Consider the following 12,117-nt stretch of genomic DNA (forward strand, 5'->3'; position numbering starts at 1 on the left):
GGTATGGCAGTTCTCGGGCAGCAGCACCCTCTCGACCAGGTGGTCGAGGCTCTGTCTGCTGCTCTCGACGAGGGTCACGCTGCCTCGCTGATCGGGCTGGAGCAGGCCGCGACGGCCGATGCCCTGCGGGCGCTGGCGCAGATCCATGCGCGGTTGGATGCGTTGACCGCGACGGTGCTGCGGCACGCGGCCGAGGTGCGGGTCGAGGAGACCGGCGGCGCGACGACGACCGCGACCTGGTGGGCGCAGGCGACCCACCGCACCCGGGCCGCTGCGCACCGCGACGTCACGCTCGCCGCAGCCCTGGGCAGGCACACCGCCCTCGCCGAGGCGCTCGCTGCGGGGCGGATCAACTGCGAGCAGGCCCAGGTGATCGCCTGGGCGCTGGCCGACCTGGAGGACGGCGGGCCCGAGGACCTGGACCCGTCGGTGCTCGAGCAGGCCGAGAAGCACCTCATCGTCTGCGCGGACACCTTCGATGCCAAGCAGCTGAAGATCCTCGGACGCCACGTGCTGCACGTCGTGGCGCCGGAGGTCGGGGAGGCGCACGAGGCGAAGCTGCTGGAGGACGAGGAGCGCCGCGCCGCCGAGCGGACGCGGTTGACGATGAGCGGTGATGGGCACGGGATGGTCCACGGCCGGTTCTCCGTCCCCGAGCTCCACGGCGCCATGCTCGCCAAGGCCCTGCAAGCGTTGACCTGGGCCAAGCAGGAGCCAGCGCAGATCCGGCAGGTCCGCTCGACCCCGCAGAGCAACGGTCAGGCGTTCACCGAGCTGCTGGAGCGGATCAGCGAGAAGGACCTGCCCAGCGTGGGCGGGGTCGGGGCTACCGTCGTGGTGACGATGACCCTCGAGACACTGATGGGCGGACTGGGCAAGGCTTCACTCGACACCGGCGAGGTCATCTCCACCGGCACAGCGCGACGGCTGGCCTGCGAAGCCGGGATCATCCCCATGGTCCTCGGCGGGCCATCCCAGGTCCTCGACGTCGGCAGGCGCCGCCGCTTCCACACCAAGTCCCAGCGCCTCGCCATCGCCCAGCGCGACAAGCACTGCACCGCGCCCGGGTGTGACACCCCGCCGAGCCGCTGTCACGTCCACCACGTCATCCCCTGGTCCCAGGGCGGACCCACCACCGTCACGGACGGCCGGCTCTACTGCTCCGCCCACCACGCCATGGCCCACGACCCGAAGCGCTCGGGCCGGCTCCGGACGTAGACCGCTCAGCGAGGAAATGGCTGTCGTGACGGGGTCTCGAAGACGGCTCGCTAGCGCTCGCCTGCTCGACCGGCGGTGGGGCCGGCGGTGGGGCCTGCGGTGGCGCTCGGCTGCTCGACCAGCGGTGGCGCTCGCCTGCTCGACCGGCGGATGGGCCGGCGGTGGCGCCCGCCCGACCAGCGGTCACGCGACGGCGGCGCGCCTCAGAGCAGCGACGAGGCCTTGTCGAGCACGACCCGCAGCACCTGCTCCATCTCGTCGAAGTGCGACTGGTCGCAGATGAGCGGAGGGGCGAGCTGGACCACCGGGTCGCCGCGGTCGTCGGCGCGGCAGTAGAGGCCCTCGGCGAAGAGCTGCTTGGAGACGAAGCCGTAGAGGATCCGCTCGCACTCCTCGGCGCTGAAGGACTCCTTCGTCGTCTTGTCCTTCACCAGCTCGATGCCGAAGAAGTAGCCCTCGCCGCGGACGTCGCCCACGATCGGCAGGTCCAGCAGCCGCTCGAGGGTGGCGCGGAAGGCGCCCTCGTTCGCGCGGACGTGCTCGAGGACCTTCTCCTCCTCGAAGATCTGCAGGTTCTTCAGGCCCACCGCGGTGGAGACGGGGTGGCCGCCGAAGGTGTAGCCGTGGGCGAACATGCCGGTGCCGTGCAGGAACGGCTCCATCAGCTTGTCGCTGGCGATCATCGCGCCGAGCGGGGAATAGCCCGAGGTCAGGCCCTTGGCGCAGGTGATCATGTCGGGCTGGTAGTCGAAGCGCTCCGCCCCGAACATGTGCCCGAGCCGACCGAAGGCACAGATGACCTCGTCGGAGACCAGCAGCACGTCGTACTCGTCGCAGATCTCGCGCACGCGCTGCCAGTACGACGGCGGGGGCGGGAAGCAGCCGCCGGCGTTCTGCACCGGCTCGAGGAAGACCGCGGCCACCGTGTCGGGGCCCTCGTCCTCGATCGCGACCGCGACCTGGTCCGCGGCCCAGCGGCCGAACTCCTCCAGGCTGCCGCCGCCGAACCCGGGGTGCTGGTCGGCGCGGTAGTAGTTGGTGTTGGGCACCCGGAACGTCGAGGGCACCAGCGGCTCGAACTGCTGCTTGAGCAGCGGCAGCCCGGTGATCGACAGCGCGCCCTGGGTGGTGCCGTGGTAGGCGATCGCCCGGGAGATCACCTTGTGCTTCATCGGCTTGCCGACGAGCTTGAAGTAGTTCTTCGCCAGCTTCCAGGCGGTCTCCACGGCCTCACCGCCACCGCTGGTGAAGAAGACCCGGTTGAGGTCACCCGGTGCGTACGACGCGACCTTCTCGGCCAGCTCGATCGCGGTCGGGTGGGCGTAGGACCACAACGGCATGAAGGCCAGCTCGGAGGCCTGCTTGGCCGCGGTCTCGGCCAGGTCCGTGCGCCCGTGGCCGAGCTGGGAGACGAAGAGCCCCGCCAGCCCGTCGAGGTAGCGCCGCCCGTGGGAGTCGTAGAGGTAGGCGCCCTCGCCGCGGACCATCACCGGCACGTCGGCGTGCTCGTACTGCCCGTGGCGAGTGAAGTGCATCCACAGGTGGTCCTTGGCGGCCCGCTGCAGGTGGTCGTGGTCGAGGTGCTCCATGGCCCCATGTTCACGCGCGTGGGCGCAGAAAGGCAAGCGAATCCGTTGCCGGGAGGGCGATATCGTCACGGAATCCGTCGTCCGAGCCTCTCGCGGGGTGCTCGTCGCGCCTGGTAGCAAGAGCCCATGACCTCCACGACCCTGCTGACCGGCGGGACCCTCTTCGACGGCGAGCACCACCGCGGGCCGGGCGAGGTCCTGCTCCGGGACGGGCGCATCGCCGCGGTCGCCACCGACGGCGAGCGCCTGGACGTCCCGCCCGGCACCACCACGGTCGACCTGGGCGGGGGGCTGCTGCTCCCGGGCTTCACCGACGCCCACGTCCACACCGTCCAGGGCGGCCTGGAGCGGATCCGCTGCGACCTGAGCGGCGGGGAGACGCGCGAGGACTACCTCGCGCTGGTGAGGACGTACGCCGCGGGGCACGACGGTCCGTGGATCCTCGGCGGCGGCTGGGCGATGGCCGCCTTCCCCGGTGGCACCCCGACCGCCGCCGACCTGGACCGCGTGGTGCCCGACCGCCCGGTGCTGCTGCCCAACCGCGACCACCACGGTGCCTGGGTCAACGGCCGCGCCCTGGAGCTGGCCGGCATCACCCGCGAGACGCCCGACCCGCCGGACGGCCGGATCGAGCGCGACGCCACCGGGGCCCCGACCGGCACGCTGCACGAGGGCGCGATGGACCTCGTCGCCCGGCTGCTGCCGCCGACCAGTGCCGAGGAGCTCGACCGAGCCCTGGTCGCCGGGCAGGCGCACCTGCACTCCCTGGGCGTCACCGCCTGGCAGGACGCGATCGTCGGGTCGTACGCCGGCATGGAGGACCCCGGACCGGCCTACGTCCGCGCGGCCGCCGCCGGCACGCTGCGCTCCCACGTCGTGGGGGCGTTGTGGTGGGACCGCGACCGTGGCCTGGAGCAGGTGGCCGACCTGGTGGCACGTCGGTCGGAGCTCACCCACGGGCGGTTCCACGCCACGAGCGTCAAGGTCATGCAGGACGGCGTCGCCGAGAACGGCACCGCCGCGCTCGGGGAGCCCTACCTCGACCGCTGCGGCCACCCGACCGACAACGCCGGGCACTCCTTCGTCGACCCGGCGCTTCTGCGCGAGGCCGTGCGCTTGCTGGCCGCCGAGGGGTTCCAGGTGCACGTGCACGGCATCGGGGACCGCGGCGTGCGCGAGGCGCTGGACGCCTTCGAGGGCCTCGACGAGGCCGGCCGCGCCCTGCGGCACCACGTCGCGCACCTGCAGCTGGTCGACCCGCGCGACGTCCCACGCTTCGCGACCCTCGGCGTCGCGGCCAACATCCAGGCGCTCTGGGCCTGCCACGACGAGCAGATGACCGAGCTGACCCTGCCGTTCCTGGGTCCGGAGCGCGCCCGCTGGCAGTACCCCTTCGGCGACCTCCACCGCACCGGCGCCCGCCTGGTCGCCGGCAGCGACTGGCCCGTGAGCAGCGCCGACCCGCTGCAGGCGGTCCACGTGGCCGTCAACCGCACCGAGCACGGTGCCGACGGGCCGGCCGGCCACGAGCCGTTCCTGCCGGAGCAGTCCCTGGCCGTCGAGACCGCGCTGGCGGCGTACACCTTGGGCAGCGCGTGGGTGAACGGCCGTGACGACGCCGGCCGGATCCGTGCCGGTGCGGTCGCGGACCTGGTGCTCCTGGACCGCGACGTGGTGACGGGGCCCCGGGGAGACATCGGTGCCGCGCGGGCGGTGGCGACCTGGATCGACGGTGAGTTCGTCCACGAGGCGTGATCGTCGGGCGGAGAGGCCGAGAGCGACGAAATCCGTCATCAATCAGCCGGTCGACCTACCGGATCCGTCGTCGGCTCACTACGCTCCCGCCATGGCCGACACCACGTTCCAGAACGTCATCAACGGCGAGCTCGTCGACGCCGCCTCCGGCGCGACGTACGACGTCATCGACCCGACCACCGGCGAGGTCTACGCGCAGGCACCCGCGTCGGGTGCGGAGGACGTCGACCGGGCGTACGCCGCCGCCGACGCCGCCTTCGAGGCCTGGGGCTGGGAGACCACGCCGCAGGACCGGGCTCGCGCGCTGCTGAGGCTGGCCGACGCCATCGAGGACCGGGTCGAGGAGATCGCGCGGGTCGAGTGCCGCGACACGGGCAAGCCGTTCGGCCTGACGATGGACGAGGAGATGGGCTACGCCCACGACCACTTCCGGTTCTTCGCCGGAGCCTCCCGGGTGCTCGAGGGGCGCTCCGCGGGGGAGTACATGGCCGACCACACCTCGTGGGTACGCCGCGAGCCGATCGGCGTGGTGGGCCAGGTGACGCCGTGGAACTACCCGCTGCTGATGATGATCTGGAAGATCGCCCCGGCGCTGGCGGCCGGCAACACCGTCGTCCTCAAGCCCAGCGACACCACCCCGGCCAGCTCCACGCTGCTCGCCGAGATCGCACAGGAGTTCCTGCCCCCGGGCGTGCTCAACGTCGTGTGCGGCGACCGTGACACCGGCCGCGCGCTGGTCTCCCACCCGACCCCGCAGATGGTCGCCATCACCGGCTCGGTCCGTGCGGGCATGGAGGTCGCCGGCTCGGCCGCCGCCGACCTCAAGAAGGTGCACCTCGAGCTGGGGGGCAAGGCGCCGGTGATCGTCTTCGACGACGCGGACCTGTCCGCGGCCGCGGAGGGGATCGCCGGCGCCGCCCTCTTCAACGCCGGCCAGGACTGCACGGCCGCCACCCGTGTCCTCGCCGCGCCGGGCATCCACGACGACCTGGTCGCGGCGCTCGCGGAGGCCGCGCGGGGCATGCCGACCGGGATGCCCGACACCGACGGCGTCTACTACGGCCCGCTCAACAACAGCAACCAGCTCGCCCACGTCTCCGGGATGGTCGACCGCCTCCCCGACCACGCCAAGGTCGTCACCGGCGGCACCCGCCACGGGGACCGCGGCTACTTCTACGAGCCGACCGTCCTCTCCGGCCTGCGCCAGGACGACGAGCAGGTGCAGACCGAGATCTTCGGCCCCGTGATGACCGTGCAGCGCTTCTCCGACGAGGCCGAGGCGCTGCGCTGGGCCAACGGCGTCAAGTACGGCCTGGCCTCCAGCGTCTGGACCGCCGACCACGCCCGCGCCATGCGGGTCTCGCGGCGCCTGGACTTCGGTGCCGTGTGGATCAACACCCACATCCCCTTCGTCTCCGAGATGCCGCACGGCGGGTTCAAGCACTCCGGCTACGGCAAGGACCTCTCCATGTACGGCCTCGAGGACTACACCAGAATCAAGCACGTCATGAGCCACATCGGCTGAGCGCGCGATACCGGCGCGCTGCCTGCGTTGTCGCCGCTCGAAGGCCCGCTTCGCTCGAAGGCCGCCTTCGCGGCTCCGCCTGGGCATCACACCGGTCTCCCGACGCTCAGCCGCGTGGAGACGACGAGAGGAATGACATGAGGATCCTGCTGGTCGGCGCCGGCGGCGTGGGAGCGGCCTTCTGCTCCATCGCCGCGCGCCGCGACTTCTACGAGGCGCTCGTCGTCACCGACTACTCCCTCGAGCGCGCCGAGCGGGCCGCCGCCCAGGACGAGCGTTTCACCGCGGCGCGGGTCGACGCCTCCTCGGCCGACGCGGTCACGGCCCTGTGCCGCGAGCACCGCATCACCCACGTCATGAACGCCGTGGACCCGGTCTTCGACATGCCGGTCTTCGAGGGCGCCCTGGCCGCGGGCGCGGACTACCTCGACATGGCGATGTCGCTGTCGCGCCCGCACCCCGAGCGTCCGCACGAGCTGCCGGGCGTGAAGCTCGGCGACGAGCAGTTCGCCCGAGCGACCGCCTGGGAGGAGGCCGGGCGGCTGGCGCTGGTCGGCATCGGTGTGGAGCCGGGCCTCTCGGACGTCTTCGCCCGGTACGCCGCCGACCACCTCTTCAGCGAGATCGACGAGCTCGGCACCCGCGACGGCGCCAACCTCGTCGTCCGCGACGAGGAGGGCAACGAGGTGTTCGCCCCGTCGTTCTCGATGTGGACCACGATCGAGGAGTGCCTCAACTCGCCGGTGGTCTGGGAGGAGGGTCGGTGGCACACCACCGCCCCCTTCTCCGAGCCGGAGGTCTTCGACTTCCCCGAGGGGATCGGCCCGGTCGAGTGCGTCAACGTCGAGCACGAGGAGGTGCTCCTCATGCCGCGCTGGGTCGACTGCCGCCGCGCGACCTTCAAGTACGGCCTGGGCGAGGAGATGATCACCATCCTCAAGGTGTTGCACCAGCTCGGCCTGGACTCCACCGAGAAGGTACGGGTCAAGGGGGTCGAGGTCAGCCCGCGCGACGTCGTCGCCGCGGTCCTCCCCGACCCCGCCACGATCGGTCCCCGCATGACCGGCAAGACCTGCGCCGGCCTGTGGGTCACCGGCAAGGACAAGCAGGGGCAGCCGCGCTCGACGTACCTCTACCACGTGGTCGACAACGAGGAGACGATGCGCGAGTACGGCCACCAGTGCGTGGTCTGGCAGACCGCCATCAACCCCGTGGTGGCCCTGGAGCTGCTGGCGACCGGTGCCTGGCAGGGCACCGGCGTGCTCGGTCCCGAGGCCTTCGACGCCGACCCGTTCCTGGACCTCCTCACGGCGTACGGCAGTCCGTGGGGTGTGCGAGAGTTGGCCCCATGACGCAGCAAGTCCGCCGGTTGGTGACCGACATTCCAGGACCTCGTTCGCTGGAAATGCTCGATCGCAAGAAGTCCTACGTCGCCGACGGGGTCGGGACCACCCTGCCCGTGTTCGTCGTCGAGGCCGGGGGAGGTGTGCTCGTCGACGCCGACGGCAACCACCTCATCGACCTCGGCTCGGGCATCGCGGTGACCACCGTGGGCAACAGCGCCCCCGCGGTCGTGCGCAACGTGGCGGCCCAGCTCGAGGCATTCACCCACACCTGCTTCATGGTCACGCCGTACCCCGGCTACGTCGACGTCGCCGAGAAGCTCGCGCACCTGACCCCGGGCGACCACGCGAAGAAGTCGGCGCTGTTCAACTCCGGCGCCGAGGCGGTCGAGAACGCCGTCAAGATCGCCCGCGCCGCGACCGGCAAGGACGCGGTGGTCGTCTTCGACCACGCCTACCACGGCCGCACGAACCTCACGATGGCGATGACGGCCAAGAACATGCCCTACAAGCACGGGTTCGGACCGTTCGCGGGCGAGGTCTACCGCGCCCCCATGTCCTACCCGCTGCGCGACGGCCTGAGCGGCGCGGAGGCCGCCGCGCGCGCCATCGACGTCATCGACAAGCAGGTCGGTGCCACCAACCTCGCGTGCGTCGTCATCGAGCCGGTCCAGGGCGAGGGCGGTTTCGTCGTCCCCGCGGAGGGCTTCCTGCCCGCGCTCGCCACGTGGTGCCGGGACAACGACGTGGTGTTCATCGCCGACGAGATCCAGTCCGGCTTCTGCCGCACCGGTGACTGGTTCGCCAGCGACCACGAGGGCGTCGTGCCCGACCTGGTCACCACGGCCAAGGGCATCGCCGGCGGCCTGCCGCTCGCCGCGGTCACCGGCCGCGCCGAGCTGATGGACGCCGTCCACGTCGGTGGCCTCGGCGGCACGTACGGCGGCAACCCGCTCGCCTGCGCCGCGGCGCTCGGGGCCATCGAGGAGATGGAGACCCACGACCTGCTCGGTCGCGCTCGCGAGGTCGAGGCGCTGGTGCGCCGCCGGCTGGAGAAGATCGCCGCCGACCACGCGGTGATCGCCGAGATCCGCGGGCGCGGGGCGATGCTGGCGATCGAGCTGTGCCGTCCCGGCACGCTCGAGCCCGACGCCGCCCGTGCGGCGGCGGTCTCGGCGTACTGCCACCGGAGCGGCGTCGTCACGCTGACGTGCGGCACCTGGGGCAACGTCTTCCGCTTCCTGCCGCCGCTGTCGATCTCCGACGAGCTGCTCGAGGAGGCCTTCGACGTCGTCGCGGAGGCGTTCGCGGCCACCGCCTGAGCCCGGCCACCGACCGGCTGGGAGACTCGCCGCGTGCAGCGTCGTGACGTCGTCATCCTCGGCTCGACCGGGTCGATCGGCACCCAGGCCCTCGACCTCGTGCGGGCCCACCCCGACCGGTTCCGGGTCGTCGGGCTGAGCGCCGGCGGTTCGAACCCCGACCTGTTCGCCCGGCAGGTCGAGGAGTTCGCCCCCGCGGTGTCCGGCCTGGGCGAGGAGGCCTCGGTGGAGGCCGCCGGGCACCCCTGCGACGTGGTGCTCAACGGCATCACCGGGGCGGTGGGCCTGCGCCCCACGCTCGCGGCGCTGGAGGCCGGGACGACGCTGGCGCTGGCCAACAAGGAGTCGCTGATCATCGGCGGCCCCCTGGTCAAGGAGCGCGCCCGCCCCGACCAGATCGTCCCCGTCGACTCCGAGCACTCCGCGATCGCGCAGTCGCTGCGAGCCGGCCGCGCCGACGAGGTACGCCGCCTCGTGCTCACCGCGAGCGGCGGGCCGTTCCGCGGCCGGACCCGCGACCAGCTCGAGCAGGTCACGCCCGCCGAGGCGCTGGCCCACCCCAACTTCGCCATGGGCACCGTCATCACCACCAACTCAGCGACCCTGGTCAACAAGGGCCTCGAGGTGATCGAGGCACACCTGCTCTTCGACGTCCCCTTCGACGCCATCGACGTCGTGGTCCACCCCCAGCAGCTGATCCACTCGATGGTGGAGTTCGTCGACGGTGCGGTCGTCGCCCAGCTGGGACTGCCGACGATGCTGGTGCCGATCTCCCTCGGCATGGGCTGGCCCGACCGGGTGCCGGACGCCGAGACCCCGATCGACTGGACGAGGGCAGCCGACTGGCGCTTCGAGCCGCTGGACGACGAGGCCTTCCCCGCCGTCCGGCTGGCCCGCGAGGCGGGTGAGCGCGGCGGCACGGCCCCGGCGGTCTACAACGCGGCCAACGAGGCGTGCGTCGCGGCCTTCCACGCCGGTGGTCTGGCCTTCCCCGCGATCGTCGACGTGATCGGCGAGGTCCTAGCGGCCCACGACGTACCCTCGTCATCAGGGGAGCTGGGCGTCGAGGACGTCCTCGCGGCCGACACGTGGGCCCGCGAGGAGGCCACGCGGCTGATCGCCCGCACCGCGCGCAGCACCGCCTGAGACCCGCCGCACCACCGCATCCCACCCACACCGGACCATCGAGGGGACCCATGACCGCGCTGCTCTACCTGCTCGGGGTCGTGCTGTTCGTCCTGGCCATCCTGGTCTCGATCGGGCTGCACGAGCTGGGCCACATGATCCCGGCGAAGAAGTTCGGCGGGAAGGTGACGCAGTACTTCATCGGCTTCGGCCCGACCGTGTGGAGCAAGCAGGTCGGCGAGACCGAGTACGGCCTCAAGGCGATCCCGCTCGGCGGCTACGTCAAGATCGTCGGGATGCTGCCGCCCGGTGCCGAGCAGCTCGGCGAGGTCACCGTCGACGAGGAGGGCAACCAGGTCACGCGGGTCCGCAAGTCCAACACCGGCATGTTCACCCAGCTGGTCTCCGACGCCCGGGCCGCGGAGTGGGAGCTCGTGCAGCCCGGCGACGAGGACCGGTTGTTCTACAAGCTGCCGTCGTGGAAGAAGATCGTCGTGATGGCGGGCGGTCCCAGCGTCAACATCGCGATCGCCTTCGTGCTGTTCTGGGGCATCTACGCCACCTACGGCAACGTCGTCGACGTCGAGGCCGAGGCCGGCCCGCCGGTCATCGACACCGTCTCGGAGTGCGTCATCCCCTTCGACGAGGAGGGGCGCGCCTGCACGGCCCAGGACCCGCCCGCCCCCGCCTTCGAGGCGGGCCTGCGGCCCGGTGACGTCGTCACCTCCTTCAACGGCACGCCGGTCACCGGCTGGGACCAACTGCGCGAGCTGATCCGCGACAACGCCGACGGCGACGCGGTCATCGGCTACGAGCGCGACGGCGAGCAGCTCGTGGGGGAGACCTCGACCACGGTGCAGGCCCGGCCCACCGACGACGCGGCCGAGACCCTGACCCAGGTCGGCTTCCTCGGCGTCACCCCGACCGTGCGGCTGGTCACCGAGACCGGGGGCCCGATCTACACCGCCGAGCGGATGGCGGTCATGACCAAGGACACCGTGATCGCCCTCGGGGAGCTGCCGGCCAAGGTGTTCGGCGTCGCAAAGGCGATCGTCGGCGTCGAGGAGCGCGCGATCGACAGCCCGGTCTCCATCGTCGGCGGCGGCCGGATCGCCGGCGAGGTCTCGTCCACGGACTCCCTCGAGCTGGAGGAGAAGGCGGTCTCCCTGGCCGGACTGGTCGCCGGCTTCAACCTCTTCATCGGCCTGTTCAACTTCCTGCCGCTGCTTCCCCTCGACGGCGGCCACATCGCCTCCGCCACGTGGGAGTGGGTACGCCGCGGCTGGGCCCGCCTGCGCCGCCGGCCCGACCCGGGATACGTCGACGCGGCCAAGCTCCTGCCCGTGGCGTACGTCGTCGCCTCGGCGCTCCTGGTCATGGGGGTCGTCCTGATCATCGGCGACCTCGTGGTGCCCGTGCAGTTCGACGCCTGACCCTCGGTCGGCGCCTCGCGCCGCGGGACGTCATACGGACGGGGCGTCCGCCGCCACCACGCGCATGACGTCCCGGGCCGCGTGGAGCCCGCATCCGCCACCGACCGCAGTACGACGTCCGCCAGACCCGCCGGTGGTCCGCCGCCGACCTGATGCACGGCCCGGGCATACCCCGAACCCGGCCTGCCGTCGCAGCTGTGCGCGCAGCCCTGTGGGCACGCACCGACCGCGAGGCGACGTACGTCGTCACGGCGGCCGTCCAGCAGCGGCTCGTGAAGCCTGCCGAGCTCGGCGTCGAGCTGCTACGCATCCGACGCGACCGACGTCGAACGATGTTGCACGAGCTGGTCAACGAGCTGCTCGACGGTGCCAGATCCTTGGGTGAGCTGGACGTCGCCCGAGCCCTCAAGGCGCGCGGCCTGCCGCCGCCCGAGCGTCAGGTGCTGCGGCGGGACGGGCGTGGCAGGTACTACCTGGACCTCTACTGGCCGCAATTCCGGCTCGTGGTGGAGATCGACGGCATCCACCACACCTGGGCCGAGAACGTCGTCGGCGACGCACTTCGTCAGAACGCACTGACACTGCAGGGCGACCGGGTCCTCCGGCTGCCGCTGCTCGGCTTCCGTCTCGACCGCGAGGCGTTCCTCGACCAGGTCGAGCTGGCCATGGTGGCTGGAGGCCTCCGCCGCGCAGCGTGATGAGCCTCCGCTGGGCCTGTCTCCGACCCGCGGGACGTCATACGGGCTACATCGACGGACCTCCCGCCCGTATGACGTCCCGCCGAGGCGGCGGCCCCTGCCCGGGGGC

The 12,117-nt window shown here is 71.9% G+C and carries 9 protein-coding genes; 8 read left to right on the top strand and 1 reads right to left on the bottom strand.

The window, feature by feature from the left end:
* Window positions 1-39: 39 nt before the first annotated feature.
* A complete protein-coding gene (locus tag ACYVID_RS03300) occupies window positions 40-1,218 on the top strand; it encodes an HNH endonuclease signature motif containing protein (protein ID WP_460734374.1) in 1,179 nt (392 codons plus the stop codon).
* A 203-nt stretch (window positions 1,219-1,421) separates the two neighbouring features.
* On the opposite strand, the gene ACYVID_RS03305 is transcribed toward ACYVID_RS03300, so the two are convergent.
* Window positions 1,422-2,807 carry an aspartate aminotransferase family protein gene (locus ACYVID_RS03305; RefSeq protein WP_460734376.1) on the bottom strand — a complete coding sequence of 462 codons (1,386 nt, stop codon included), beginning with the start codon at window positions 2,805-2,807 and terminating at the stop codon, window positions 1,422-1,424.
* Window positions 2,808-2,933: 126 nt separating this feature from the next.
* Between ACYVID_RS03305 and ACYVID_RS03310 the strand changes: the two genes are divergently transcribed.
* From ACYVID_RS03310 to ACYVID_RS03340, 7 genes are all read left to right on the top strand, one after another.
* Window positions 2,934-4,562, top strand: coding sequence for an amidohydrolase (locus ACYVID_RS03310; RefSeq protein WP_460734378.1), 1,629 nt, complete (start codon window positions 2,934-2,936; stop codon window positions 4,560-4,562).
* A gap of 91 nt (window positions 4,563-4,653) precedes the next feature.
* Window positions 4,654-6,087, top strand: a complete 1,434-nt coding sequence (locus ACYVID_RS03315) for a gamma-aminobutyraldehyde dehydrogenase (protein ID WP_460734380.1) — start codon at window positions 4,654-4,656, stop codon at window positions 6,085-6,087.
* A 137-nt stretch (window positions 6,088-6,224) separates the two neighbouring features.
* Complete coding sequence (locus ACYVID_RS03320; protein WP_460734382.1) at window positions 6,225-7,439, top strand: saccharopine dehydrogenase family protein; 1,215 nt, start codon at window positions 6,225-6,227, stop codon at window positions 7,437-7,439.
* Window positions 7,436-8,752: a 4-aminobutyrate--2-oxoglutarate transaminase gene (gene gabT, locus ACYVID_RS03325; RefSeq protein ID WP_460734384.1), complete on the top strand. Its 1,317-nt coding sequence runs from the start codon at window positions 7,436-7,438 to the stop codon at window positions 8,750-8,752. The genes ACYVID_RS03320 and gabT overlap by 4 nt, the downstream gene beginning before the upstream one ends.
* Window positions 8,753-8,785: 33 nt before the next feature.
* Window positions 8,786-9,898: a 1-deoxy-D-xylulose-5-phosphate reductoisomerase gene (gene dxr, locus ACYVID_RS03330; protein ID WP_460734386.1), complete on the top strand. Its 1,113-nt coding sequence runs from the start codon at window positions 8,786-8,788 to the stop codon at window positions 9,896-9,898.
* 50 nt (window positions 9,899-9,948) lie between these two features.
* Complete coding sequence (locus tag ACYVID_RS03335; protein WP_460734388.1) at window positions 9,949-11,310, top strand: M50 family metallopeptidase; 1,362 nt, start codon at window positions 9,949-9,951, stop codon at window positions 11,308-11,310.
* A gap of 197 nt (window positions 11,311-11,507) precedes the next feature.
* Window positions 11,508-12,008, top strand: a complete 501-nt coding sequence (locus ACYVID_RS03340) for an endonuclease domain-containing protein (protein WP_460734390.1) — start codon at window positions 11,508-11,510, stop codon at window positions 12,006-12,008.
* The last annotated feature ends 109 nt before the right edge of the window (window positions 12,009-12,117 follow it).

The sequence above is a fragment of the Nocardioides ginkgobilobae genome (assembly GCF_054781275.1).

Bases quoted from the DNA above. Each gene is read 5' to 3' on its own strand.
- ACYVID_RS03305 (WP_460734376.1), bottom strand. From the start codon at position 2,807: ATGGAGCACCTCGACCACGACCACCTGCAGCGGGCCGCCAAGGACCAC.
- ACYVID_RS03310 (WP_460734378.1), top strand. From the start codon at position 2,934: ATGACCTCCACGACCCTGCTGACCGGCGGGACCCTCTTCGACGGCGAG.
- ACYVID_RS03315 (WP_460734380.1), top strand. From the start codon at position 4,654: ATGGCCGACACCACGTTCCAGAACGTCATCAACGGCGAGCTCGTCGAC.
- ACYVID_RS03320 (WP_460734382.1), top strand. From the start codon at position 6,225: ATGAGGATCCTGCTGGTCGGCGCCGGCGGCGTGGGAGCGGCCTTCTGC.
- gabT (WP_460734384.1), top strand. From the start codon at position 7,436: ATGACGCAGCAAGTCCGCCGGTTGGTGACCGACATTCCAGGACCTCGT.
- ACYVID_RS03335 (WP_460734388.1), top strand. From the start codon at position 9,949: ATGACCGCGCTGCTCTACCTGCTCGGGGTCGTGCTGTTCGTCCTGGCC.